Here is a 25,598-nt window from a genome sequence, read left to right on the forward strand (position 1 = left end):
AAATAAGCGCGTTCATCTTCCGTTAGTCGTACTATGTATTTCTTTTTCAATGGTGTTTATTAATGGCAATGTAAAGACATTATATGGGGGCTATCATTCGACATATCAACGCTGACTGAGTACTAGGTTTGTACTCCAGCAGTCACTGATAGGAAGTCAAAAAACATGTTTTTTGCTTCCTTATTTCTTAACTTAATGGCCGTGGGGTTTGCCGGTGCGTACTTAAATTAATTCAGGGCACTAAACAAGCATTAGGCGTAGGCAGGAATAAGACCACATGGCTTCGGAGGAATTAAGCTTTGTAGGAGTGGGCTATATGCCCGCGAAGGTTTTGTTATATCGCGGGCATAGCCCGCTCCTACAGAAATAAATTAAGGTAGTGACGCTTCAAAGTCAGGCAACGATTGGGCGATTAAATCTATTGATAGCCTCGTGGATTTTGGGTCTGCCATTTCCAGGTATCGGCTACCATATCATCCAGAGTTTTTTCTACTTTCCAGTCCAGCTCTTTTAAGGCCAGATCAGGATTGGCAAAACACTCGGCAATATCGCCGGGTCTGCGCGGAGAAATTTTATAATTGATGGTTTTTCCGGTTACTTTTTCAAAGGCATTGATTATTTCGAGAACACTATAGCCTTTGCCTGCGCCCAGGTTATAAGCTTTACAGCCACCCGTTGCAAATTTTTCGCTGTTCAATGCGGCTATTGCATTGACATGACCTTTTACCAGGTCAACCACATGAATATAGTCCCTGATGCCGGTGCCATCACGAGTCGGATAATCATCACCAAATACGGATAATTGCGTTAATTTGCCAATGGCAACCTGGGCAACATAGGGCATCAGGTTGTTGGGGATTCCATTCGGATCTTCGCCAATCAGGCCGCTGTGATGTGCGCCTATCGGATTAAAATAGCGTAGCAAAGCAATTTTCCAGGGTGATGCAGCTTGATTGATTTTATCAGCCGCTGATAAGTCCCGTAAAATATCTTCGATCATGGCTTTGGAGCGGCCATAAGGATTGATTGCACCCAGAGCAAAGTCTTCAGTATATTGTGGCGTCGAAGACGATTCACTATAAACAGTCGCGGACGAACTAAATACCAACTGCTTTACGTTTGCCTGGTTCATTACTTCAGTAAGTACCAGTGTGCCATAGATATTATTGTCATAATACCGTTGCGGTTGTGCACAGGACTCACCAACCGCTTTTAATCCGGCAAAATGTATCACTGTTGACGGTGATTCTTTGGCAAAAATTTCAGTTAGTGCGGGTTTGTCACGAATGTCGGCTTGATAAAAAGACAGTGATTTACCGGTAATTTTTTGTACCCGGGTTAATGCTTCAAGTTTGCTATTGGATAAATTATCAACGACGACAACTTTAAAACCCGCTTGTAATAATTCTACACAAGCATGGCTACCGATATAGCCTGCGCCTCCGGTTATTAGTACTGTCTGATTATTTATCATTATTTTTCTGTGACCGGATTATGTTGGGTTTTAAGTTTTATTAGATGGATACGCCGATTATCCGCTCTAATAACCTCAAAGCGCATGTTGTCCATAACGAGGCTTTCGCCTTTTTTAGGCATATGTTCGAGTTGACTCACCAGAAAGCCACCGATGGTATCGTATTCATCCGTAGCCAAATTGGTGGAAAAATAATCATCAAATTCTTCAATGGGCATGAGTGCTTTTATCATGAACTCATTGGGATTACGCTGAAAAACATAGCCTTCATCGTCATGATCATCATGTTCGTCTTCAATTTCACCAACGATTTCTTCCAGCACATCCTCAATGGTGACAAGACCTGCAGCTTGGCCATATTCATCGACCACAATCGCCATATGATTACCATTGGTCCGGAACTCTTTGAGCAATACATTTAAGCGTTTGCTTTCTGGAACGATCAAGGCGGGTCGCATGATGTCCTGAACTGTCATGGTATTGTTTTGTAAGACACGCGCCAGTAAGTCTTTGGCTAACAAAACCCCAACTACTTTACTGCGATCGCCATCAATAACAGGATAACGGGAATGACAAAACTCGATGACCAGTGGAAATATGGTTTCCAGTTCGGCATCTTTGGGTACCACGACCATTTGAATACGGGGGATCATAATATCCCTGACCCGCATTTGCGATACCTGTAACACACCTTCAATCATCGATAAGGCATCGGTATCCAATAGTCGGTTTTCTTGCGCTTCTCGTATGATTTCAAGAAGATCATCTACATCTTGAGGCTCACCGGAAAATAGTTGGCTGATTCTTTCCACCCACCGTTTTCGGGGAGCGATTATACTTGGAGGTTGTTCATCGGTCATTCGTCATTGTCCTGTAGATAGGGATTTTGTATCGCTAATGTCTTTAAAATGGTTATTTCTTTGTTTTCCATTAATTCGGCTTCGGCCTCGTCGAGGTGATCATAGCCTAATAAATGCAATACGCCATGCACAATGATATGCGCCCAATGGTCAGCCAAAGCTTTATGTTGTTCCCGTGCTTCTTTTTCCATGACCGGAGCACAGATGACCAAATCGCCTAATAAATCCAACTCAATACCTTCCGGTACTTCAACGGGAAAGCTGAGGATATTGGTGGGGCCGTGTTTATGGCGGTATTGTTCATTAAGTTCGGAAATTTCTTGTTCATCAACAATACGCACAACAATTTCGGTATCTTGATCAAAATCGCTTAATGCCGCATCCACCCATTGTTGAATTTGTTGCTGATCAGGTTGGCCGGCGGAGTTAAAAATAGTCTGGATTTCGATTAGATTCATGGCTTGATGTTATTTTTTTGCTCATAGTCTTCATAAGCGGAAACAATGCGCTGTACCAACGGGTGTCTTACGACATCGCGTGCCTCAAAAAAAGTAAAGCTGATCCCCTCAACATCTTTTATAACGCCAAGGACATGCCGCAGGCCGGACATTTTTTCTGAAGGCAGATCTATTTGGGTGATATCACCGGTGATAACGGCAGTGGAGCCAAAACCCAAGCGGGTAAGAAACATTTTAATCTGTTCGGTTGTGGTGTTTTGTGCTTCATCCAGAATAATAAAAGCGTCATTCAAGGTTCGGCCACGCATAAAAGCCAGTGGCGCAACTTCTATAATGCCTTTATCAAGCATTTTTTCAACGCGTTCAAAGCCGAGCATCTCATGCAAGGCATCATATAAAGGCCGTAAATAAGGATCGACTTTTTGCGCCATATCACCCGGTAAAAAGCCCAGTTTTTCACCGGCTTCTACCGCAGGACGCACCAGAATTATTTTTCTGACTTTTTCAGTTTGCAAAGCTTCAATAGCGCAGGCAACCGCCAGATAAGTTTTTCCGGTTCCGGCCGGTCCCACGCCAAAATTGATATCATGAGTGACAATTTTTCTTAAATAAGCCTGTTGATTAGTCCCCCGGCCTTTAATCAAGCCTAATTTGGTTTTGATGGCGACCTCTTGTTCAGCTACCGTTGCCAGCGTTTCCAACATATCGTCAATAGAGGCATCCTGCATAGCCAAGTGAATCAATTCGGCAGTTAACTCGTCATTTTCAGTGCTGGCAAATAGTTTTTGTATCACCGCACAGGTGACCTGGACTGATGAACTATCTAATCCGGTCACTTTAAACTGGTTGCCGCGATTGGCTATTTCAACGTGGAGCCGTTTTTCTATTTGCCGTAAATGTGTATCTAACTGGCCACAAAAATTGGATAATCTGTCATTATCGGCAGGGAGCAAACAAAGTTCTTGAGATGTCATTGAATGATCTATCAGCTATGAGTGACTATTTTTTCGACAGAAGCTTCAATCATTCGGCCCCGTAAAGAATTAGGCAGCGCTTCGGCAATGAACACATCAACAAATTGCCCTGCCAAGCGGGGATGGCCAATAAAGTTTACCACCCGGTTATTTTCGGTTCGGCCTTGCATTTGCAGCGGATTCTTTTTGGCTTGTCCTTCGACTAAAACCGTTTGTACCGTGCCGATCATGCTATTGGAAATAGCGATAGCCATTTCGTTAATCCGGTTTTGAAAACGCTCCAGACGTAGTTTTTTTACTTCTGCAGAAACATCATCCGGTAAATCTGCTGCCGGTGTTCCGGGTCGTTGACTATAAACAAAGCTAAAAGACAAGTCGAAGCCGATCTCTTCAACAAAGGCCAGGGTTTCTTCAAATTCGGCATCCGTTTCACCGGGAAAGCCAATAATAAAATCTGAAGACAGACTGATGTTGGGGCGCACTTGACGCAATTTACGAATGATTTCCCGATAATCGGCGCTGGTATGGCCACGTTTCATCATTTTTAAAATGTTATCGCAGCCACTTTGTACCGGTAAATGCAGGTGATTAACCAATTGTGGAAGCTCGGCAAAAGCTTCAATTAAACTATCCGTAAATTCAACCGGATGTGACGTGGTAAAACGCAAGCGATCTATACCGTCAATGGCCGCGACATAATGCAATAACAGGGCAAAATCGGCAATGTCGCCATCCTCCATTTCGCCGCGATAAGCATTAACATTTTGTCCCAATAAATTGATTTCCCGGACACCTTGTCTGGCCAATGTGGTAATTTCGGCAATGACATCTTTTAGCGGACGACTGATTTCTTCGCCACGCGTATAAGGCACCACGCAAAAAGAGCAATATTTACTACAACCTTCCATTACCGAAACAAATGCTTTTGGACCTTCTGCCCGAGGCTCGGGGAGGGCATCAAATTTTTCTATTTCAGGAAAAGATACATCAATAACCGGTTTATGTTTACTGCGGACTTGATCCAGTAATTGCGGCAAACGGTGCAGCGTTTGCGGACCAAAAACGATATCGACAAACGGTGCACGTTTTTGAATGGCAGTGCCTTCCTGACTGGCAACACAACCACCAACACCAATGATAACATCGGGACGTTTGTCTTTAATCTTGCGCCATTTACCCAACGCTGAAAAAACCTTTTCCTGAGCTTTTTCGCGTATTGAACAGGTATTAAGCAGTAAAACGTCTGCCAGTTTTGGATCATCAATCAATTCAAAGCCATGTGATGCTTGCAGTACATCGCGCATTTTATCAGAATCATATTCATTCATCTGACAACCGTTGGTTTGAATATAAAGTTTTTGTGTCATAGTTTATCTGGGTAACTCATTTAAAAAGCACTGAGGTTTTTTGGTTTTATTGAAAAGTAATAGCGGTAACCACCGCTTAACGACTAATAAAAAAGTAGCGATAAGATATCACTGCTTATTTGTGTCAACTATTATAACCTGAAGACGGATTAAACGAGTAACGCGTCTGCTTTTCAAGTAGTAAATTATCGCGATACAGCGTTTCAGAAAATAAACTTTTAACTCTTATTGTCATAAGTGCATATAGATAATAAGCCTTAATACCTGCAAGGGATGGTATCGGTTACTATCGAGATTATTTATCCGGAAATTTATAGATCTGTGTTGTATTTCTTGGCAGCTACCAATAGTGTAGTCCGTCCTGACTTTATTAAAGCATGAATTGGTCTTTTTTCGTCGGGAAGGTCTGCAATACTGCAAGTAAAACCTGCAATGCTCTGGGGGAGAATTGCAATGCCGCTGAGCCAGCTGTTTTTGTTAGTTTTCCGATCGGAAGAGCTCTGGAACCAGTAAGAAAATAAGTGAGCCCGCAAGAAATGCTATGGAAGCAGTAAGAAAAACTCCGGCATCAGTTAAAGAACCTACGGAACTCTCAAGAAAAACTCCGGGATCAGTCGAAGAACCTACGGAACTCTTAAGAAAAACTCCGGGATCAGTCGAAGAACCTACGGAACTCTTAAGAAAAACTCCGGGATCAGTCGAAGAACCTACGGAACTCTTAAGAAAAACTTTGGGATCAGTCAAAGAACCTACGGAACTCTCAAGAAAAACTCCGGGATCAGTCAGAGAACCTACAAAATTATTAAGAAAAACTTTAAAGCAGGTAAGAACAACAGCATAGAGGTTATTACCCGTGCCATAGAAACTGGCTGCAAGCCTTATGGGTTGGGTAATGGCGAGGGGGTATCAAGCAACGGTAATTATCCAAAATATTCTGTAGGATGCGCCAGGTAAGCTCGTACTGCCTCCTCGGCACATCCTGCCGATGTTTATCTTCATTACCTAAACAAACGTTTTAGGCATTTTTTCTCTAAGTTTTAAAAATCGTTCATAGCGGGTTCTGGAAATGTCGCCGTTTTCCAGGGCCATCAATACTGCACAACCTTTGTCTTTTAAGTGCCGGCAGTCATTAAACTGGCACTGATCAATAAATGGTTGAAACTCCCGGTAGCCATAAGCCAAGCGTTGTTCTGTAAGTCCCGCCAAGCCAAAAATGGCAACGCCGGGACTATCGATTAAATCCCCGCCATCATTCAAATGATACAGTGTTGCTGCTGTGGTGGTATGGCGGCCATGTTTGGTGGTTGCCGAGACGGTATTGGTTTTTAGATCCTTATCGGGAATGATGGCATTGGTTAACGAAGACTTGCCCACACCCGATTGCCCCGCCAGCATACTGACCTGATCTTTTAAGGCACTTTTTAATTCATCCATGCCTAAATTCTCCCAGGCACTGACCCGATACAGGGAATAACCCAGATTGATATAATCCAGAAGTTCTTTTTCTATGATATCGGTTTGTGGAAGGTCGGTTTTATTGAGTATTAAAGCAGCGTCGATATTGTGATTTTCACAGACCGCCAGATATTGGTCTATCAATAAGAAATCGCAATGGGGTTCGACTGCAAAAACGACAAAAATGGTATCAATATTGGCCGCAACCGGTCGGGTTTTACCATTTCTGGAAGGGCGCTCCAGTAATGAACGCCGCGGCAGTATGGCTTCAATACGGCCTTGGCCGGGTGACGATAGTGTCCATGAAACCCGGTCACCAACGGCGACAGTTTCCAGTCGCCGTAAGGTTTGGCAGAGAATAATTTCATGATTATATTCAACCGCAATACCCTGGCCCAAATGGGAAATAACCAAACCTTCCAGTAACTCAGCCATTAACTTTTGGTTTCCAAGTGGGCGATACGAATCGCAGCAGGCGGGTGACTGTAATGAAAGGCTGAATACAAGGGATCAGGCGTTAAGGTATTGGCATTTTCTTCATACAACTTAACCAGTCCGCTAATCATTTTTGAAGCTTTGGCATTGTTGGCAGCAAAGTCATCGGCTTCAAATTCAAATTTTCGTTGAAAGTAGGCGCTGACAGGTTGCATAAAAAAAGTAAAGGTCGATGAAACCATCAGGAATAATAATAAAGCAGCAGCATGAGATTTTTGCTCCAAAGCAACGCCTAAACCTGTGTAAAACCAATCCTGATCAATCAGCCAACCTAAAATGCCCAAGCTAATTAAACTCATAATGGCGGTGGCAACCAGCATTTTGATCACGTGTTTGCATTTAAAATGGCCCAGTTCATGCGCCAGTACCGCTTCCAGTTCTTCATCTTCCAGCGAGTTAACCAGATTGTCGAAAAATACGATACGTTTGTTGTTGCCCAAACCGGTAAAGTAAGCATTACCATGACCGGAGCGTTTGGAACCATCCATGATAAAAATACCTTGGCTGTTAAAGCCGCAACGCGTCAGCAGGCCTTGGATACGCTCTTTTAATGAGCCTTCATCCATCGGGGTAAATTTATTAAACAAGGGCGCAATAACGGTAGGATAAAGCCAGCTCATTAGTAAAGAAAAGCCCATGATGATAGCCCACGCCCATAACCACCATAACGGACCAACGTTATCCATAATCCACAGGATTAATGCCAGTAAAGGCAAGCCGATTGCTGCGCCCAACCCCAAGTGCAGGAACTGGTCTTTGATAAATTGATTAACCGTGCTTTTGTTAAAGCCAAATTTTTCTTCAATGACAAAAGTTTGATAAATACTGGTGGGTATTTCTATCACGGTCAAAATCAGAAAAATAGTCGCTGTTGCGGCAACACCGGCTAATAATGGTGTTGAGACAATAGCCGTCCAATACTCAAAAGCCGAATTGATACCGCCACCGACGGTTAATAACAACAAAACCATAATACCCAGCACACCATCTATATTGCCCAGATTAACCTTTTCAAGGGTGTAATCAGCGGCTTTTTGGTGGGCAGCCAAAGACACTTTGTCTTTGAACGCTAAAGGAACGGCAGAACGATGAGCCGCGACATAATCAGCCTGGCGTTTAGCCAGCCAAAATTGTATCGAAGAAGAAATAATCAAGGCGATTAAAAAGATAATAGTAAAGGTATTCATAGGCCGGGTACATTAAGTTTAAGAGTTAGACGTACAGATTAGCCAATGCTACACTAACCCTCACCTTTAACACAATGGAATCAACAAATGGCGCAGGATTTACAGCACCTTATCTGGATAGATCTTGAAATGACAGGGCTTAATCCTGACACTGATTTGATCATTGAAATTGCCACGATTGTTACCGATAAAGATTTAAATATTCTTGCACATGGCCCGGTCCTGGCGGTGCATCAGTCTGATGAAGCACTGGCGGCAATGGATGAATGGAATCAAAAACATCACGGTCAATCCGGTTTAATTGATCGCGTAAAAGCCTCTACGATTAATGACAGTGAAGCAGAGCAATTAACGATTGAATTTCTAAAGCTTTGGGTGCCCGAAAATACGTCACCTATTTGCGGTAACAGTATTGGTCAGGACAGGCGCTTTCTATATCGTTATATGCCTAAACTGGAAGCCTATTTTCATTACCGAAATATTGATGTGTCAACGCTTAAAGAGCTGGCATCAAGATGGGCGCCTGCAGTAAAAGACGGATTTAATAAAGAATCCAAACATCAGGCACTGGATGATATTATTGAATCCATCGAAGAGCTGCGCTACTACCGGGAACATTTCATCAAGTTTTAGTCATGAATCAAATAATAGCAGTTGCCTTGGGTGGTGCCAGTGGTGCGGTAATGCGCTTTTTAATATCCTCGGGGCTTTATCAGTGGCTGGGCAGAGGCTTTCCTTATGGCACCCTGGTTGTTAATGTACTGGGTTCTTTTTTAATCGGCTTACTCACCGAAGCCCTTATTCTGCAACGCATCCCTATGACCCTGGAATACAGGGCGGCAATACTGGTTGGTTTTATTGGTGCGTTTACCACGTTTTCCACTTTTTCCCTGGAAACGATCTACTTGCTGGAGCAGGGCAGTTTAAACAAGGCGGCTTTAAATGTGATCGTCAGTTTGCTGGGCTGTTTATTGGCGGTATGGATCGGCTTGTTGTGTGGCAGAACATTATTTCTTTATTCGGGGGGCATGATTCACTGGAGCGGCGGAGTTATTCCTTTCGCGTTATTGATAGTCAATGCCATAGGCGCTTTTTTGATTGGCATTGTGGCGACTATTTTATTACAGAAAGTTGCACTTTCCATGGAATATCGCGCCGCTATCATGGTAATCATGATCGGTACTTATTTAACCTTGTCCGGTTTGTATTTAATTTTGTTTTTGATTGAGCACGGCTATTCATTTGAGGCCCACACCAACTTAATGTTGGGTACTTTTGTCGGTAACGGCCTTAGTTGCCTTTTAGTTATTTGGCTGGGTTTATTAGTGGGTAAGCAGATATGAACACAACAACCGTTACTATTGCCAGAATTTATACGCTGGAAGGGAATGACCAGTTAAACAAGGCGTTAGATATTCTGCGCGATGAAGAAAAAATTTTTGGTGTCACCATCATTCGTGGTATCGCTGGTTTTGGTGAAAACCGTGAGGTGCATACTTCATCGCTGCTGACCTTGTCACTGGAACTGCCGTTGATTATAGAGTTTTATGATGAGCCCGAAAAAGTGGCAAAAGCCATAAAAACGCTAACATCCCGGCTTGATCTTAAACATATTGTTAGCTGGCAGGCGACAGCTTATAGCGATAGTGCCGTTTAATCTTTATGCCTTGTTCTCTGCCTTTTACTGCCATTGATACGACGTTATTTCCGGCAAACTATGCATCCGGCCGGCAGCGCTGGTTAGCTGAGTTAAACAATACCATGCGCTATCGTTCTTATCCTTGTTCGGGTAACAGTCCACAAGGTGAAGCCCTGTTTACCGACACCGTCTGGATTGGCCCGGAAGATGCCAGCAAGGTTATCGTTTTAATTTCGGGTACACATGGTGTTGAAGGTTTTGCCGGTAGTGCGATAGAAACAGATATCCTGCGGTTATTGGCTGGCGGACAGCTTGTTATATCCGCTGATACTGCACTATTAATGGTACATGCCTTAACGCCTTGGGGTTATGCCTGGCTGCGCCGCTGTGATGCCGATGGGGTTGATCTTAATCGCAATGTAGTCGATTTCTCGAAGCCCTTACCTGAAAACAGCGGTTATGAAATACTTAAACCGGCTTTGTTGTTGGCCGATACACAGCAACGCCAGCGTGTTTTTGCCGATTTTGCACAGACGCATGGTCGTGAGGCTCTGGAAAAAGCTATCAGCGGAGGACAATATACCGATCCCGCCGGTCCTTTCTATGGGGGCCAAGTTCCTGCACATGGCCGACTGGTTATTGACGATTTACTGTCCAGGTATTTTTTGCAACAACGCGATTTAGCTGTTATTGATATACATACCGGGCTGGGTTCTTTTGGTTATGGTGAAATCATTTGTGACCATCAACCGGACAGTCCGGCAATAAAAGTGGCGCGTCAGTGGTATGGCGAATCAGTAACCTTACCTTGGTTGGGTACTTCCAGTTCGGTGCCTAAACTGGGCTTACTGGATTATGCCTGGCATGCCATTATGAATGAACGTAGTTGCTACATCACGCTTGAATTTGGTACTTACCGAACTGATCAATTATTTGAAGTGTTACTGCGTGATCATCAACTTTGGGCGCAACCGGGTAATGATTTGGCTAGGCAGCAACATAGTCAATTAATGCGTCAGCACTTTTTCCCGCAAGATAAAGCTTGGCAGGAAATGGTGTTGTTTCGCGCCAGACAAGTCATTAACCAGGCATTGCGGGGAGTCTCTGCTTGACTGTTTTAATTCGTAATGCTCAATTTACCGATCTTAATGAGCTGGTAGCACTGGAAACGGCTTGTTTTGAAACCGATAGATTGAGTCGACGCAGCTTTAAACACTGGCTGGCAGCAGACCATCGGGCTTTACTGGTTGCTGAAGTAGCCAAAGCCATTGCCGGTTATATTCTGATTATTTATCATCCAGGTACAAGACTGGCCAGAATATATTCGATAGCAGTGTTTTCTCAATATCGAGGCTTGGGTCTTGCCAAACAACTGATGGTTGCAGGCGAGCAGGCCGCTAATGAGGATGGCCGGTTATATTTGCGCCTTGAAGTCAGTGCGGATAATAATGCGGCAATAAAACTATACGAAACGTTGGGTTATCAAAAATTCGGGATATATCGTGATTATTATCAAGATCATAAAGATGCCCTGCGTTATCAAAAACGCATTCGTCGCTATCGTGATACCTTGCAATACCGGTCAGTACACTGGTTAAGACAAACGACCCCTTTTACTTGTGGGCCGGCAGCATTGATGATGGCGATGCATGCCATTAACAAGTCTTATCAGCCCTCACAGGAAGAAGAAATCAATTTATGGCGCGAGGCAACCACTATTTTCATGACTTCAGGGCACGGAGGCTGCCATCCGATTGGTTTGGCATTAGCGGCCAAGCGTCGGCAATTTTCTGTTGAAGTATGGATAAACCAAACCGGCACGTTATTTATTGATGGCGTGCGACATGAAGAAAAAAAACAGATCGTTGAATTGGTTGATACTTGCTTTAAGCGTCAGGCAGCAGAGCAGGGCATTACCCTGCATTTTGCCAATATTACCCAAAATGAACTGATTGCTGCATTCAAGGCCGGTGCCATTCCGGTGATATTAATTAGTACCTTTTTATTGGATAGAAAAAAAGCGCCGCACTGGGTAGTTATGAGCGGTTTTGATGATGATTGTCTGTATATGCATGATCCTGATCCTGACGATGGACGGCAGAGTGAAATTGATTGCCAGTTTATTCCGATTGCCCGAGAGGATTTTGACCGGATGTCCTGTTTTGGTAAAAACAGATTACGGACGGCAGTGATAATTTGGTCTGAGTAGCGCCTGCAGAAACAATCAATTTTAAATTGACGTTACTATTTTGTTGCCATATCGACTCAATGCCTGATTATTCTAATTATAAAACCGAATTGAATTTCGCCCAGCCTCTTTAGCTTCATACATTGCGGCATCTGCCCACTCCATGATGTCATCCTGATTGCCCTCATGGTTGATAAGCGCTACGCCAATACTGGCAGTGCAGTCATGTTCGACCGTTATATCTGACTGTCCGTGGTGACTAATGATTAATCGATACGGTTTTGACAAAATATGGCGTATCTTTTCTGCAACAATAGTGGTCTGTAATATAGACTTGGCTTTATCTACATCCAGTTCATTAAGCATCACGACAAACTCGTCACCACCGAATCGCGCTACGGTATCATGCTCACGTACACAATTTTTCAGTCGACTGGCAACTTCAATCAGCAGTAAATCACCAATCACATGTCCATGTGTGTCATTGAGCGACTTAAAATTATCCAAATCTATGAACATCACGGCGATATGACAATGACTGCGTTTACCTGCAGAGATTGCCTGAGTTAAGCGGTCACGAAGCAGGAGGCGGTTAGCCAATTTGGTCAGCGGGTCATAAAAGGCCAACTGACGCACTTGCTCTTCCATCTGCTTACGTTCAGTAATGTCGGTATGGGTACCAATCATACGTAATGGTTTGGCATCTACGTCGTAACTGACAATCATGCCCCTGCCAAGTATCCATTTGTAGCTATTGTCCTTACATCTCAAGCGGTATTCAACGACATAGATTTCAGTCTTTCCACCAAGGTATGCCTGCATCTTTTCTGCCACAATTAACAGGTCATCGGGATGAATACGCGTTAGCCATTGATCGTTGGTTGGTAGAATGCCGTCTTCGGTATACCCCAACATTTCTTTCCAACGCTTGGAATACTTCGCCTCGTTGGTCTGAATATTCCAATCCCAAACTCCATCACCCGAACCTTCGATGGCAAATTTCCAGCGAAATTCACTTTCCTTTAAGGCATTTTCACTCTGTTTACGCTTGGTAATATCACGTATAACGCCTTGTATGACAGGACTGCCGTCAATTTCCATAGCGCAAAGCAGTATTTCGGCTGGAAAGCTCTGATCGGTATCGACTCGTTTGTGCATCCATTCAAAACGATAGCTGCCTTTGGCCATCGCTATCATGATGTATCGATTAGCCAACTCTGTGGAGTTTTTGCCGCAAGGCTGTTGTGCAGGAGATAAATCAGCAAGATGCAAAGAACAAAAGTTTTTCTGGTTAGCGCAACCAAACATTGCCAACGCGGCTTTGTTGCAATCAAACAAGCCTTGTTCATTTAACAACATTACTGCATCGCTGGTGGAATCATAAAGAGTCCGAAGTTTTATTTCGGATCTACGTAACTCTTCATAAGCTTTTATACGCTCGGTGAGATCACGCCACACTGCGTACAAAATTAATTCATTATCCATCATTACCGGCGTCAACATTACTTCAACAGGAACAATCAAGCCATTGTAATGCTTGTGATTCCATTCAAAGCAGTGAAATCCTGTTTGTACGGCAATGGCAATCATTTCTTCGGCTTTCTCTTCCGAAGACTGGCCATCTGCTTGAAACTCGGGAGAAATATCACTGGGCCGCTGATTAAGAAAATAAGACTTGGTTGGGTAGGCTAGCAGTTTCAAGGTTGCAGCATTGCAGTCTATGAAACGACCATTTTTGAGTAAAACCATAGGATCGTTTACACTTTCAAAAAGGATGCGGTAAATGTTCTCATTTTCATGCGACATATATTTTACCTGCTGCTTATTGTCTATTCCGACTTTTGCAATCTTCTCGATCATTTATATCATTTATACCATGCTGTTGTTGTCAGGAATGATATTTCATTAATCTCTGGTAAGTCTAGTAATTTTTAATAGGTATTACGGAACAATACTTAAGAGATGCCTTGCTACTTCAGTTGGCAATGGTTATTTAGACAAAGTACTTGCTCGCGGTTCGTTTCTTTTAGCGCCTACTATCCCTATATTTTAGCTCCAGAGCTTGGAAAATTGGACTGCCAAGATAGAAAGCCCTCAATTCATTGTCTGGCGTGCCTTGAGCCGTTAGTTTTTAAGGTGCGCACCGCATGGTACGCCCAGAAAATAATATCACTTAATCAACGAAGATATTTATAACATCTCTTCAATGGATGGCATTTATCCCGGCTTGGTTGGTAGCCATAAAAATAATTATTCGACTAATTCAATAACAGCAAAACCACCCATATAAGGTAATAATGCTTCAGGTACACGAATACGACCTTGGGCATCCTGATAATTTTCCATCACGGCAATCAGTGTTCTACCGGCCGCCAGACCAGAACCATTTAAGGTATGTACCAACTCAGGTTTGCCGGTTTCAGGATTACGCCAACGCGCCTGTAAACGCCGTGCCTGAAAATCCCTAAAATTACTGCAAGACGATATTTCCCGGTAAGCACCTTGTCCTGGCAACCATACTTCAAGATCGTAGGTTTTTGATGATGAAAACCCGGTATCGCCGGCACATAACAACATCTTCCGGTAAGGCAGGTTTAATTTTTTCAGGATATTTTCGGCATGATTAGTCAGTTCTTCGTGTGCTTTAGCAGAATCTTCCGGCTTAACAATTTGCACCAGTTCAACTTTTTCAAATTGATGCTGACGAATCATGCCGCGCACATCACGTCCATAAGCACCTGCTTCACTCCGAAAACACGGGCTATGACAAACAAACTTAAGCGGTAACTCCTTGGCATCAACGATTACATCCCTAAACATATTAGTAACCGGAACTTCTGCAGTCGGAATCAGGTATAAAACCGGATCTTGATTGATTTTAAATAAATCATCTTCAAACTTTGGTAATTGTCCGGTACCGCGCATGCTATCGGCATTGGCCAAAAAAGGTACATACGTTTCTGTGTAGCCATGTTCAGCCGTATGCGTATCCAGCATTAACTGAATAATTGCCCGTTGTAATCTTGCCAACGGGCCAGTTAAAACGACAAAACGACTTCCGGCAATTTTTACACCGAGCTCAAAATCAATGCCTTTCAGTTGTGCACCTAAATCAACGTGATCTTTGGGTACAAAGTCGAAATAAGGCACATCACCCCAGCGACTAATCTCAAGATTAAATTCTTCAGATTTACCATCAGGTACAACTTCGTCGAGAATATTGGGAATACCCTCCATCAGGGTTTCCATTTCCGACTGAATATCCGTCAATACAGCTTCCGCTGCTTTTAATTCATCGCCTAAATGTTGTACTAAATCCAATAATGGTTGTACGTCTTCGCCTTTGGCTTTTGCTTGTCCAATGGCTTTTGAGCGACTGTTACGCTCATTTTGTAATTCCTGGGTTTTAATTTGTACGTCTTTACGTCTGGCTTCCAGTTCAATATAAGATTCGGAATTAAAGGTAAATGAACGCCGATTTAATTGTTCATTAACAAAATCAAGATCAGTTCTAAATAAGCGGGGGTCTAGCATATCGGCATTTTACCTTTATAAGTCATATTGCAGGAAGGGTTGATTATTTTTTAAGTGATTGTTTTGTAACTAGCTATTCAGTAAGTACTTGTCATTTGGCAAGCGCTTTGAGAAACATTTATTATGTGCTTACATGATACACGATGGGCTTGCCTGAGAAAACAGCAGTCATAAAAAACCGTATGAATTACGGTTTTGTTAGGCGCTTAAAATGTAACTCCGGGCAGTTATTTATTACCCGGAATACGAAAGATTTTCAAAGCTTATGCTTGGGTGATTTTTAGGTATCGACTTATCACCAATAAGTTGCCAGAAAATATCGATAAACTCTTTAATTTGCTGCCGCTCTATTTATTTAAAATAACCCTTCAGTTTTAAAAATAAAAGCTAATATAAGTATTCAGCAACGTATTATGGTTCGTCTGCTATATAATAAAACCTTCGAGCAAACGATACATGAGTATCTGCAAAAAAATTATGTTATATCGCCACTGTCCCAGTGGCTTGATAATTTTTATTGGAATAACTCATTACCTGTGTAATACCGACTGTGTAGGAATACAAATGTCTATTCAACTTAATGTTTCTATTGATTATCGGGTAAAGCATTGACTTTTGATATCCGCACCATGTTGATGACAATGTCCTTGCTGACTTTGCTATTTTCCGGCCTGCTGATACTGGCTGGATTACATGTCGGTAACGCCCGTGGCGTACAGCAATGGGCACTGGGTAGTTTATATATCGGTTTGGGGCTTTGTTCTGCTTATATTCAGCAAGGGCCAATTTACAATACATGGCTTTTGGTATTTGCAGCAACCTTATTGGCAGGAGGATTGGGCTTACAATTAAATGGCATACAGGTTTTCAAGACAGGGCGCTACAATAAGTATATTCCATGGTTATTGGCCGGATTAATGTTTATTCAAAATACCTGGTTTGTTGTTATTGATCCCGACATTCATGCCAGAGTCATCGCTAATTCACTACTTTACGCATTGGGTAACGCCGCTTGTGCTCAAGCTTTGTTTATTCGTGTAGAGCAACCGTTGCGTACTGCGTATTGGTTTACTGGTATGTCGTTTGCAATATTTGCGACATTACTGCTGACCAGAGCGATAACGGTTTTTAACGCACAACCCGACACTTATAGTCTTTATTCACCGGCAGTTTTTAATACTGTATCGGTTTTTATCGGCATCATGTCGGAAATGTGTGTAACCTTCGGCTTTGTGTTGATGCTAAATTCCCGGTTGGCCGCAGAGCTACAAAAACTGGCATTGCTTGATCCGCTGACTGGGGCACTTAACAGGCGTAGTTTGGAACAAGAGGCTGATCGCCTGTCCGCGCGTTGCACCCGTACCGGAGATACAATGGCAGTCATGATGATTGATGTGGATAATTTCAAGTCCATTAACGACCGTTATGGCCATCCAGTCGGAGACGCGGTATTAATACATCTGGCTGAGGTGGCGCAAAAAACCATTCGTAGAGACGACTATTTCGCTCGTTACGGAGGCGAAGAATTCTGTATTCTGCTACCGTCTACCAGTGAGAAAGATGCCTGGATATTAGCTGAACGTCTTCGTCAAACCTATGCTGACATGATGATGAAGTTCAATGGAAAAGTTCTGCACAGTACCATTAGCATCGGTGTTTCTGATTCACTACATGTCGGTGTGGAATTTACCTTGTTAATAGCTGCAGCAGACCAGGCAATGTATATTGCCAAACAAAAGGGTCGTAATCGGGTAATGCTGCATTCATCCTGTTTAGGTTAAATTACTGAATATTTTCCTGAAAAATTATTTTATTGGGTTAATAAATCGGTGTTTGTTTAGTGCAGTTACATATACCAATCACCTTAACGGTAACATATTGATGCGCCACGACTGGAAATGCTGATTAAAGGATTGTCGTGTCTTTTTAGTTAGTACGGGTACGTGAAGTTGCCTTTGCCAAGGCATCATCGGCCTCATGCCAGCCTTCGCAGCTGTTGCGCCCCCGATAGCCTCTTGTCATGTTAATCAGGCTTTTGGCTTTGGCATAGAGCATAAAAAACAGCAGAATCAGACTTTTTTTCCATGGCGAAATGGGTGAGTGACTGCATATTAGTTTGTCGTCATACAAGCCGTTATCTATCATTCTAATCGCTCCCAAAGCATGGATTTTTACCGTTGTGCCGAATGGAAGTTGCGGTCCCAGCACGACGGCATCCAGAAAATCACCGTCCATTCCCATAAATGCCGGAATTGAGCCATAGTTAAACGGGCAAGGCAGGGGAGAGATAAAATCTATTTCTCCTGTCGAACCCCGCTTCAAAAAACTGCCTCGGGGTATCTCAATGATAACGTCAACTAAAGGGGCTTCTTTGTACATATTTATTCAATTCATTGCGGGTTAGTTTGTCGAAAATTGTTACTTTTTCGACAAGCGACCATTGCGTTTTTGTAAGAAATGCTGCTCCAATTTTTGAAAATAAGCATAAATTCCATAAGCAAATCCTGCCGCTATTGGCAGCGCCAAATACCAGTGTTCTTTGGCAGTAGCCAATAAGGTTAATATTTCAGCGCCATAGTAATAAGCCGGCGTTACAGTAATTGCAGCCCATACCCATGCGCTGATAAGATTAATCAAGGCAAACTTTTTTGCCGAATATTTGGTGATACCGATCGACATCGGAATGACTGTACGCAAGCCATACATATAGCGCTGCATAAAAATAATGGGCCAGCCATATTTTTTTAACAGCAAATGTGCAATTGCAAATTTACGCCGCTGTTTATGCAGTTTGCGTTGAATAAAACCTTTATTAAAGCGGCCTATATAGAAATAGATTTGATCGCCGGTAAAACCACCCAGACCCGCCACAAAAACCGTCACGAAGTAATCCATGTCGCCGGTATGAGACATGATTCCACCCATGATCAGGCCCATTTCTCCTTCTACTATGCTCCACAGGAATAAAATAACGTAACCGTATTCCTTAAGCCAGCCAATAAATAGTTCTTCCATAAAAATCTTTAATCTCGTTAAGATGCTGTTTTAATTGTAATTATGTCTGTATTTATGCTTAATTTCAGCATTAAACTATCCTGCCTATAGTAGCATAGGGCTTTGTTGAGTCGTAGAAATACTGTCAGTATCAGCACAAGCTTGGCTATAAAACCTGGATATACTGATGGCCTTTAAACGGAAAAAAGTCAGCAAAACGATAGTCTTGATAGGTACGGAGATTGTCCTTTTTTGACTACATAGAGCCTTCTTATCGAGAGCCAATCAGAACCAATAACAGCCAAATTAGTGTTTTAAGTGTTTAGACCGAAGCGATAGCTAGTATAATTACCGTTGTTTCGGCTTGATAATCTTGCTGTACCTGTCTTCATTTTTTAACTCAAAACTCTCAAGAGGAACCTATGGCGCTGTATTGTGGAATCGTTGGTTTACCCAATGTTGGTAAGTCGACTCTGTTTAATGCTTTAACTAAAGCAAAAATTGCTGCTGAAAATTATCCCTTCTGTACCATTGATCCTAATGTCGGTGTTGTACCTGTGCCAGACATCAGGATGGAAAAACTGGCAGAGATAGTAAAACCTCAGCGCACATTACCTACAACTATTGAATTTGTTGATATAGCCGGACTGGTTGCCGGTGCATCAAAAGGCGAAGGTTTGGGTAACAAGTTTTTGGCGAATATTCGGGAAACCGACGCGATAGCACATGTTGTCCGCTGTTTTCATGATGATAACGTTGTTCATGTTGCCGGAAAAATTGATCCAATTTCAGATATTGAAGTGATTAATACTGAATTGGCCCTTGCCGATATGGCTTCGGTTGAAAAAGCGTTAATACGGGCAAGTAAAATTGCCAGAACCGGTAATAAAGAAGAACTGGTTAAAAAGCTGGTTTTAGAGCGGGTTTTAAATCAACTGAATGAAGGCGAACCAGCCCGTACATTACCGTTAACAGATGATGAAAAATTATTCATTAGAGATCTTTGTTTAATGACGCTAAAGCCAACCATGTACATAGCCAATGTTCAGGATGATGGCTTTGAAAATAATCCTTTATTGGATAAAGTACTGGCACTTGCCAAAAAAGAAGGCGCAGTCGTTGTACCCATTTGCGCAGCTATAGAATCAGAAATAGCCCAGTTGGATGACGAAGAAAAGAAAGAGTTTCTGGATGATCTGGGGTTGGAAGAGCCTGGCTTAAACCGGGTAGTCAGGGCGGGTTATGATTTATTGAATCTGGCCACGTATTTTACTGCTGGCGTAAAGGAAGTCAGAGCCTGGACTATTCCTGTTGGTGCAACTGCACCACAAGCTGCCGGTGTTATTCATAGTGATTTTGAAAAAGGCTTTATTCGTGCCGAAGTCATTGCCTATGAAGATTTTATTACTTATAAAGGCGAGCAGGGCGCGAAAGATGCCGGAAAATGGCGACTTGAAGGTAAAGATTACATCGTAAAAGATGGTGATGTGGTACATTTTCGATTCAACGTTTGACAAATTAACCGGGGGTATCTATAATTCCGGTTCTTTACAAAGACCAGTTTAAATGGCGATGTAGCTCAGCTGGTTAGAGCACGGGATTCATAACCCCGGGGTCGGTGGTTCAAGTCCACCTATCGCCACCAAAAAAATCAAAGGCTTATGTGTTTTTTACACAAGCCTTTTTTTATGCCTGTAGTAAATTTGTAACTTTCTTATAAAGCATCGGTATTTTCCTTCAATACCAGTACTCCCTCTCTTTTTTTCAATTGCGCATTTTCAGTAAACTCTTTTAGATGATCACTGGATAAATGAGCGTAGCGCATCACCATCGTTAAATCAGCCCAACCACCTAATTCTTTTAGAATATTTAGTGGTGTGCCGTTCTGGACATGCCAACTTGCCCAAGTGTGGCGTAAGTCATGCCACCTGAAATCCTTAATGCCGGCACGAATTAATGCTTTACGCCAGGCGTGGTTATTCGCGCGGGTAACCGGCTTGCCTTCATAAGTAAAAACATAAGTATCGTTTTTACCGAATTGGGCACGAAGTACTTCTAGCGCATCAACACCTAAGGGCACGGCAATGGCTTTTTCTGCTTTTGCCTGGTCTGCATGGATCCAGGCACAATGCCGCTGCATATCCAATTGTGACCATTGCAAGCCGGTTACGTTGGATTGGCGTAACCCCGTTGCCAATGAAAAGCGTGCCATTGCTTTTAAATGCTCCGGTAATTCGCTTAGCAATCTGTTGGCTTCATCTTGAGTAAGCCACCTTAATCTTATACGTGGTTCAGGTAATAACTTAACTGCCGGAATGGTATCAAGCCATTCCCAATCATCTTTGGCGCATCTAAGTATTGCCTTCATCAAACCCATATGCCGATTAACGGTGGCGTTGCTTGCGCCGGTTTTTAACTTATCCTGCTTTATAATATCAATTAAAGACTTGTTAATTTCATCAATATGTTTATTATTTAAGTGGCTATTGAGCCATCGCAAAAGCAATTTATCAGTATCCATACTTCTTTTGTGACCATGCTCGCTAATCCATCTTACAACTGCTTCTTGCCAAGTGTGGCGGGGTTTACTGCCTAAGTTTTTCACCCGCCATGCTTCGGCTTTCATTTTGTCGTGTAGTTCTTGTGCCTCTTGTTTTACTTGAGTCCCAGAAGAGCGTTGTATTCGCTCGCCGTTTGCTGTGGTGATTTGAATCCACCACGTATCATTGCGTTTGTAGATTGACATGTTTCAATAACTCCATTTGTAGTTAAGCCACCATCAATCACGCGCAAGCCTTGCCCACGATCAGGATAACGACCACTTACCCAATCGGCAAGATGTTCTTTGATAAACACCCATTTTTTTCCGGTCTTTCGCCCCGGTACTTCGCCTTTACTGGCTTTACGTCTTAAGACTTCGGCATTCATCAGTAAAAAGTCTGCTGCCTCTCTTAGATCAAGTGTGTTCATGTTGCACCTTATTTTGTTTCCAAAAATAGCGGATTTAACGGGTCAATTAATTTATATTCAGCCCGTTAAGATTTTTATTTGTTGTTCTAATTCATACAAAAAATTATCGTCCCAGCCCTTGCAATAGCGCACATGCAAGATTTCATGGAATAACCGGAAGGCCACGGCATCCAGCTTTAAAAGATCGCCCAGGCTGTGCTTAAACGGTATTTCCCGTCGATACATGCTTAAAAAAGCATCGGCTAAATATTGACCTGAAAAGCCGCCTTGCTTGATTCGCAAAAGTAATAGGTCAGCTTCCAGATCAAGTGGAATAAGGCCGCGCTGGTGTTTTGTATTGTTTATTATTTGCGCAATGCCAATGGGTGCATTTATTGTTTTATCTAAAATGCTTTGTACTGGTTTCATTATTTATTCCTTAATAAAAAACAGAGTGAATGCAGCCGCAAGGGTGCGGCTGCTACTGGGCTATTTAATGCAGATAAAAATAATGCTGATCTTGTTCAGAGTAATCGTGCATCAACTCCCGTGCTGCCCATTGCTCGGCAAAACTGGTATTCGAGTCATAGAGGCCCTGATAAGCGTCTTCGATTTGCAATAAATCCAGCCCACAGGCCAAACCCGCGTCAATGACTGCCGGCTCCAGGTTGGTAGTGGCCATAAATTCTGAGTAGGCAAAAAAATCTGAAGACAAATCGTATTCACCGACAAATTGTGCCGGCACCTCTTCGTAATCGCAGACGATCCACTCTTCATCGGTTTGTTTGACTTCCATGTAAAGATTGCCGCAACACGCACAGACTTTTTCTACCGAAGCGATCACCACCGTGTCGCAACGCAAACAGCGCGACGACAACACATTGCCATCGCCTTTTTTATAAGGGGCGGCATAAAGCCCTGCGCTGACCGCCTGGCTGTAACCTGCCTGATCAAGTCCATCCAACTCGATGGTGAACGGCAGGCAATAACCGGACACGTAAGCGCCCAGGGGATATAATGTAACATTCATAATCGATAACCTAAACAGTGCGATTGTGGAAATCGGCGGGGGGTGTACAAGACCTCTCGCCAACCTTTTAAATTTAAAACTACCTGTATATATTACCATAAAGATAATATAAAATGAAAGATAAATATTATCTTTATGGTAATATATTTTTGATAGAAATACCTGTCAAACTAGATTGCCCGGCAAGCATGAAAACCAATCAATTATTTTTTGATGAAGAAGCGTTTAACGCAAACATTTAACTTGAAAAAAGCGGGATTAATAAATTAAAAACGATGAATCAGGTCAAGTTCTGAAATGATGATTTTTATTCAGTTCACATGATCCAACCGCCGACCAATCGTTAAAGCGAAGATCCACAGTACCAAAGTACAAGCAATACGAAACCATCCGCAATGACACGAAAATCGAGCACCGATGCCAGGCCCGTGAAGCCAAAGGCAAGCGTAAACGTTCAAGAACCACTTCGTATAGAGCCTTTAAGATAACCGAGGTATTTATGAAATTGATTAATATAGAGCCTAAAGATAATTATATCCTGCGCATTTTCTTGGATGACGACTCAATCGTTGATTTTGATATTAAGGCAGAAATGGAGCGTATACCTTGTTACAAGCCACTTTATGACAGTAGCTTGTTTAAACAGGTGAAGTTTAAAAATAAACGGATTTATTGGAGTGACCAGTTTGATTTTCATTTGGATCAAATTTTGGAACGTGGACACCTTGTTAATGTTGATAAAAAAACAGATGTGCAATAACAAATAATGATGCGTAATGTGCCTTCAAATATTGGCAGCCTTTTGGTAAGTCCGCACGTAATTATCCGATAGATGATCGACAATAATGAAAGCCAATATTAATTACCAATTTTTAATTGCGGGGGGAAGTGTCGGGTAGAAAAGTTAGCTCGATTTACAGGGCTTTTATTGAGCCTTTGATCCTACGCTTTATACGGTCGCGGCTGCCGTGATTATAAATTCAACCTTTGTTCTATGTTGAAACAGGGTAACTTATAGGTTACTATTGATAATGGTTAAACTTCAAGAATACATCAGTACGGACGGACACAGCTATTTTGCGGATTGGTTTAATGAGCTGGATGCGTCTGCTGCCGCCAAGATTTCGACTGCACTTATTCGGATGGAGCTAGGCAATTTTTCAAATGTGAAGGGAGTTGGTGCGGGAGTTTTGGAATATCGCATTGATTTTGGTGCCGGTTACCGGATTTATTTTGGAAAAGACGGCGAACGGTTGGTGATCTTATTGGCGGGTGGCACTAAGAAGCGTCAACAACACGACATTGATTCAGCCAAAGCCAGGTGGGAAGATTACAAGCAACGTAAAAAAGATAAAGGTGGAAAATGACATTAACACGCAGTTTTAAAGAAACCGTGACAGCACGTATCGAACGAGACGAAGCGTTTCGTGACGCGCTATTTCGTGAGGGGATAGATTGCCTGCTGTCTGGTGATGTAGACACTGGTAAGGCGGTATTACGCGACTATATCAACGCGACAATCGGCTTTGAGAGTCTCAGTGAGGCTATCAATACCCCGCCTAAAAGCCTTATGCGGATGTTCAGCCAGAAAGGTAATCCGCAGGCTAAAAATCTGTTTGCGGTGATTTCGCACCTTCAAGTCCAGCGAGGTATTCATCTTGAAGTTAGAGCTGTAAAGTAAAAGACGAGTAGCGGTAGTAAAGCAGGAAGCTAGCTAGCGGTTAAAAATACTGGCAAGATAAATCTTGTTCAATCGATTACTGGCAGGTTTTAACCATGAATATCTTTATTGGGTTACCACCATCTATTGTGTAAATAGAGCTGTAAAAACCTTAAATCCCTACCCCATGTCGCCATATAACCCCAATGAAAGTGCCAAAAAGCATCCTCTTCTGAGGTGTTTTCAAAACGCCATAAGATTTCCTGCATGGAAGCGACAATATCCATTAAATTCAAACTAGATAAGTACATGCCGAGTTCGGCTTCTTCCCTTGGGCCTGATATATCCAACGCGATATTGTACCAACCCAGGCTGGGAAATCGCTTCTCAAGCACTTTCCCTATGGCTGGATAGTCAGTTTTTGGCGGATCAGGATAGTCTATTTCGTCGAAATGATTTTCTGTAAATCTGACTATGTATGCCAGTTCATCAAGCAAGGTTATAAGAACACCTATATCTTCGTGTTTGTTTTCTTGCTCCATGACAACCGACAAGAAATTATAGATTACCGTTTTAACGTTTGGATTTAAAGATTGGGCGGCCATGGTCTTATTTGCTGTTGTAATTGGTTTTTAAGTTGCCAACCTGGCGGCATTTTTTCAGGACGAAACCAAAGGCAGCCACTGGTTATCCAGTTTTGATAGTAAGCGTCGTTATCATCATAACAGTATTCACAACCACAACATTCGCAAATATCGTAACTCACACATAATTCACGAATGGATGGGTAAGGCGTGTCAACAGGCCCCCCAACCACATAGAGGACAGTGTTCAATTTTTATTGTATTTTCTCTGGTATCCGAGTTCTAGCTTGAAAATTATGAAATTTATGTCGACATATAGACTTTTAGAAATTAAATTTCCAATTCGCGTCGTTACAAGTTAATACAGATACCATCCCTTGAAGGGATGGTATCTGTTGACATAGAAATTATTTATATCAAAAGGGTATATTACCGTTAATAAATTGATTAACGCTACTCTGGTTAACCTCCAAATACTTTAAGCTGTCAGTTTACAGTCTATTTGCAGTATAATTTTAAGTAATAAATATTACTTGAGGTGTTAGCTTATGGCCGTTATAAAACCCACCACGATAACTTTGCGTATTGATCCGGCAGTCAAAGAAGGTTTACGCCTGCTGGCGGAAAAAGATCATCGCAGCCTTACCAATATGATTGAGGTGATGATTCGCGAGCAATGCAAAGTACATAATATCAACATCCCCAATCAGCAAGCCCTTCTTGATAGCGAAAGCCAACTAAATTAAATCC

General features: G+C 42.5%; 30 protein-coding genes and 1 tRNA gene. 14 read left to right on the top strand and 17 right to left on the bottom strand.

What is annotated here, in order from left to right:
* Nucleotides 1–418: 418 nt before the first annotated feature.
* From galE to miaB, 5 genes are read right to left on the bottom strand one after another with little or no spacing between them, the layout of a single operon-like run.
* A complete protein-coding gene (galE, locus tag N7974_RS15615) occupies nt 419–1,474 on the bottom strand; it encodes a UDP-glucose 4-epimerase GalE (RefSeq protein ID WP_262966517.1) in 1,056 nt (351 codons plus the stop codon).
* Complete coding sequence (locus N7974_RS15620) at nt 1,474–2,334, bottom strand: HlyC/CorC family transporter (RefSeq protein ID WP_262966518.1); 861 nt, start codon at nt 2,332–2,334, stop codon at nt 1,474–1,476. The genes galE and N7974_RS15620 overlap by 1 nt, the downstream gene beginning before the upstream one ends.
* Nucleotides 2,331–2,792, bottom strand: a complete 462-nt coding sequence (gene ybeY, locus N7974_RS15625; RefSeq protein WP_262966519.1) for an rRNA maturation RNase YbeY — start codon at nt 2,790–2,792, stop codon at nt 2,331–2,333. Before ybeY ends, N7974_RS15620 begins: the two co-directional genes overlap by 4 nt.
* The gene (locus N7974_RS15630; RefSeq protein WP_262966520.1) at nt 2,789–3,766 is read right to left on the bottom strand and encodes a PhoH family protein; all 978 of its coding nucleotides are present in this window, start codon (nt 3,764–3,766) and stop codon (nt 2,789–2,791) included. The genes ybeY and N7974_RS15630 overlap by 4 nt, the downstream gene beginning before the upstream one ends.
* 11 nt (nt 3,767–3,777) lie before the next feature.
* Nucleotides 3,778–5,133 carry a tRNA (N6-isopentenyl adenosine(37)-C2)-methylthiotransferase MiaB gene (gene miaB / locus N7974_RS15635; protein WP_262966521.1) on the bottom strand — a complete coding sequence of 452 codons (1,356 nt, stop codon included), beginning with the start codon at nt 5,131–5,133 and terminating at the stop codon, nt 3,778–3,780.
* Nucleotides 5,134–5,674: 541 nt separating this feature from the next.
* Here miaB and N7974_RS15640 point away from each other — a divergent pair.
* The gene (locus tag N7974_RS15640; protein ID WP_262966522.1) at nt 5,675–5,974 is read left to right on the top strand and encodes a hypothetical protein; all 300 of its coding nucleotides are present in this window, start codon (nt 5,675–5,677) and stop codon (nt 5,972–5,974) included.
* A gap of 161 nt (nt 5,975–6,135) precedes the next feature.
* Here N7974_RS15640 and rsgA read toward each other — a convergent pair whose 3' ends face one another.
* Together rsgA and N7974_RS15650 are read right to left on the bottom strand one after the other, a co-directional pair.
* The gene (gene rsgA, locus N7974_RS15645) at nt 6,136–7,023 is read right to left on the bottom strand and encodes a ribosome small subunit-dependent GTPase A (RefSeq protein WP_262966523.1); all 888 of its coding nucleotides are present in this window, start codon (nt 7,021–7,023) and stop codon (nt 6,136–6,138) included.
* Nucleotides 7,023–8,270: a M48 family metallopeptidase gene (locus tag N7974_RS15650; protein ID WP_262966524.1), complete on the bottom strand. Its 1,248-nt coding sequence runs from the start codon at nt 8,268–8,270 to the stop codon at nt 7,023–7,025. Before N7974_RS15650 ends, rsgA begins: the two co-directional genes overlap by 1 nt.
* Nucleotides 8,271–8,357: 87 nt before the next feature.
* On the opposite strand from N7974_RS15650, the gene orn reads away from it, so the two are divergent.
* The 5 genes from orn to N7974_RS15675 are packed head-to-tail and all read left to right on the top strand — an operon-like array spanning nt 8,358 to nt 12,118.
* Nucleotides 8,358–8,903 (top strand): oligoribonuclease, encoded by a 546-nt coding sequence (orn, locus tag N7974_RS15655; RefSeq protein ID WP_262966525.1) that lies wholly within the window; start codon nt 8,358–8,360, stop codon nt 8,901–8,903.
* Nucleotides 8,904–8,905: 2 nt separating this feature from the next.
* Entirely contained in the window at nt 8,906–9,613 is a 708-nt protein-coding gene (gene crcB, locus N7974_RS15660) for a fluoride efflux transporter CrcB (protein WP_262966526.1), read from the top strand.
* Nucleotides 9,610–9,927: a DUF190 domain-containing protein gene (locus N7974_RS15665; RefSeq protein ID WP_262966527.1), complete on the top strand. Its 318-nt coding sequence runs from the start codon at nt 9,610–9,612 to the stop codon at nt 9,925–9,927. The genes crcB and N7974_RS15665 overlap by 4 nt, the downstream gene beginning before the upstream one ends.
* A gap of 5 nt (nt 9,928–9,932) precedes the next feature.
* The gene (locus N7974_RS15670) at nt 9,933–11,021 is read left to right on the top strand and encodes a M14 family metallopeptidase (RefSeq protein ID WP_262966528.1); all 1,089 of its coding nucleotides are present in this window, start codon (nt 9,933–9,935) and stop codon (nt 11,019–11,021) included.
* Nucleotides 11,018–12,118: a GNAT family N-acetyltransferase/peptidase C39 family protein gene (locus N7974_RS15675; RefSeq protein WP_262966529.1), complete on the top strand. Its 1,101-nt coding sequence runs from the start codon at nt 11,018–11,020 to the stop codon at nt 12,116–12,118. Before N7974_RS15670 ends, N7974_RS15675 begins: the two co-directional genes overlap by 4 nt.
* A 72-nt stretch (nt 12,119–12,190) precedes the next feature.
* On the opposite strand, the gene N7974_RS15680 is transcribed toward N7974_RS15675, so the two are convergent.
* Together N7974_RS15680 and serS are read right to left on the bottom strand one after the other, a co-directional pair.
* Nucleotides 12,191–13,903, bottom strand: a complete 1,713-nt coding sequence (locus tag N7974_RS15680) for a sensor domain-containing protein (protein ID WP_262966530.1) — start codon at nt 13,901–13,903, stop codon at nt 12,191–12,193.
* 444 nt (nt 13,904–14,347) lie between these two features.
* A complete protein-coding gene (serS, locus tag N7974_RS15685) occupies nt 14,348–15,631 on the bottom strand; it encodes a serine--tRNA ligase (protein ID WP_262966531.1) in 1,284 nt (427 codons plus the stop codon).
* Nucleotides 15,632–16,239: 608 nt separating this feature from the next.
* On the opposite strand from serS, the gene N7974_RS15690 reads away from it, so the two are divergent.
* Complete coding sequence (locus N7974_RS15690; RefSeq protein ID WP_262966532.1) at nt 16,240–17,412, top strand: GGDEF domain-containing protein; 1,173 nt, start codon at nt 16,240–16,242, stop codon at nt 17,410–17,412.
* Between the two features lie 145 nt (nt 17,413–17,557).
* Here N7974_RS15690 and N7974_RS15695 read toward each other — a convergent pair whose 3' ends face one another.
* Both N7974_RS15695 and N7974_RS15700 read right to left on the bottom strand, forming a co-directional pair.
* Entirely contained in the window at nt 17,558–18,010 is a 453-nt protein-coding gene (locus N7974_RS15695; RefSeq protein ID WP_262966533.1) for an inorganic diphosphatase, read from the bottom strand.
* Nucleotides 18,011–18,049: 39 nt separating this feature from the next.
* Nucleotides 18,050–18,646: a DedA family protein gene (locus N7974_RS15700; protein WP_262966534.1), complete on the bottom strand. Its 597-nt coding sequence runs from the start codon at nt 18,644–18,646 to the stop codon at nt 18,050–18,052.
* A 401-nt stretch (nt 18,647–19,047) separates the two neighbouring features.
* Here N7974_RS15700 and ychF point away from each other — a divergent pair, with 401 nt between their 5' ends.
* Complete coding sequence (gene ychF, locus N7974_RS15705; protein WP_262966535.1) at nt 19,048–20,139, top strand: redox-regulated ATPase YchF; 1,092 nt, start codon at nt 19,048–19,050, stop codon at nt 20,137–20,139.
* A 54-nt stretch (nt 20,140–20,193) separates the two neighbouring features.
* A tRNA-Met gene (locus N7974_RS15710) sits at nt 20,194–20,270 on the top strand.
* Between the two features lie 69 nt (nt 20,271–20,339).
* On the opposite strand, the gene N7974_RS15715 is transcribed toward N7974_RS15710, so the two are convergent.
* From N7974_RS15715 to N7974_RS15730, 4 genes are all read right to left on the bottom strand, one after another.
* On the bottom strand, nt 20,340–21,371 hold the full coding sequence (locus N7974_RS15715) for a tyrosine-type recombinase/integrase (RefSeq protein ID WP_262966536.1): 1,032 nt from the start codon (nt 21,369–21,371) through the stop codon (nt 20,340–20,342).
* Nucleotides 21,281–21,595 (bottom strand): helix-turn-helix domain-containing protein, encoded by a 315-nt coding sequence (locus tag N7974_RS15720; RefSeq protein WP_262966537.1) that lies wholly within the window; start codon nt 21,593–21,595, stop codon nt 21,281–21,283. Before N7974_RS15720 ends, N7974_RS15715 begins: the two co-directional genes overlap by 91 nt.
* Nucleotides 21,596–21,652: 57 nt before the next feature.
* Nucleotides 21,653–22,003 carry a hypothetical protein gene (locus N7974_RS15725; protein ID WP_262966538.1) on the bottom strand — a complete coding sequence of 117 codons (351 nt, stop codon included), beginning with the start codon at nt 22,001–22,003 and terminating at the stop codon, nt 21,653–21,655.
* A gap of 64 nt (nt 22,004–22,067) precedes the next feature.
* Nucleotides 22,068–22,604 (bottom strand): antirestriction protein ArdA, encoded by a 537-nt coding sequence (locus N7974_RS15730; protein ID WP_262966539.1) that lies wholly within the window; start codon nt 22,602–22,604, stop codon nt 22,068–22,070.
* Nucleotides 22,605–22,717: 113 nt separating this feature from the next.
* On the opposite strand from N7974_RS15730, the gene N7974_RS15735 reads away from it, so the two are divergent.
* The 4 genes from N7974_RS15735 (at nt 22,718) to N7974_RS15750 (ending at nt 24,285) form a co-directional block, all read left to right on the top strand.
* Complete coding sequence (locus N7974_RS15735) at nt 22,718–22,846, top strand: hypothetical protein (protein WP_262966540.1); 129 nt, start codon at nt 22,718–22,720, stop codon at nt 22,844–22,846.
* 257 nt (nt 22,847–23,103) lie between these two features.
* The gene (locus tag N7974_RS15740) at nt 23,104–23,364 is read left to right on the top strand and encodes a DUF2442 domain-containing protein (RefSeq protein ID WP_262966541.1); all 261 of its coding nucleotides are present in this window, start codon (nt 23,104–23,106) and stop codon (nt 23,362–23,364) included.
* A 271-nt stretch (nt 23,365–23,635) separates the two neighbouring features.
* Nucleotides 23,636–23,971: a type II toxin-antitoxin system RelE/ParE family toxin gene (locus tag N7974_RS15745; protein ID WP_262966542.1), complete on the top strand. Its 336-nt coding sequence runs from the start codon at nt 23,636–23,638 to the stop codon at nt 23,969–23,971.
* Nucleotides 23,968–24,285 (top strand): transcriptional regulator, encoded by a 318-nt coding sequence (locus N7974_RS15750; protein ID WP_262966543.1) that lies wholly within the window; start codon nt 23,968–23,970, stop codon nt 24,283–24,285. Before N7974_RS15745 ends, N7974_RS15750 begins: the two co-directional genes overlap by 4 nt.
* 113 nt (nt 24,286–24,398) lie before the next feature.
* Here the strand turns inward: N7974_RS15750 and N7974_RS15755 are convergent, their stop codons facing one another.
* Together N7974_RS15755 and N7974_RS15760 are read right to left on the bottom strand one after the other, a co-directional pair.
* Nucleotides 24,399–24,869 (bottom strand): hypothetical protein, encoded by a 471-nt coding sequence (locus tag N7974_RS15755; RefSeq protein WP_262966544.1) that lies wholly within the window; start codon nt 24,867–24,869, stop codon nt 24,399–24,401.
* Nucleotides 24,851–25,099, bottom strand: a complete 249-nt coding sequence (locus tag N7974_RS15760) for a hypothetical protein (protein ID WP_262966545.1) — start codon at nt 25,097–25,099, stop codon at nt 24,851–24,853. Before N7974_RS15760 ends, N7974_RS15755 begins: the two co-directional genes overlap by 19 nt.
* A 297-nt stretch (nt 25,100–25,396) precedes the next feature.
* Here N7974_RS15760 and N7974_RS15765 point away from each other — a divergent pair, with 297 nt between their 5' ends.
* Nucleotides 25,397–25,594, top strand: a complete 198-nt coding sequence (locus tag N7974_RS15765) for a ribbon-helix-helix protein, CopG family (RefSeq protein WP_262966546.1) — start codon at nt 25,397–25,399, stop codon at nt 25,592–25,594.
* The last annotated feature ends 4 nt before the right edge of the window (nt 25,595–25,598 follow it).

This window comes from Methylobacter psychrophilus (genome assembly GCF_025583945.1).
In the GTDB taxonomy this organism is placed as follows: Bacteria; Pseudomonadota; Gammaproteobacteria; order Methylococcales; family Methylomonadaceae; genus Methylobacter_C; species Methylobacter_C psychrophilus.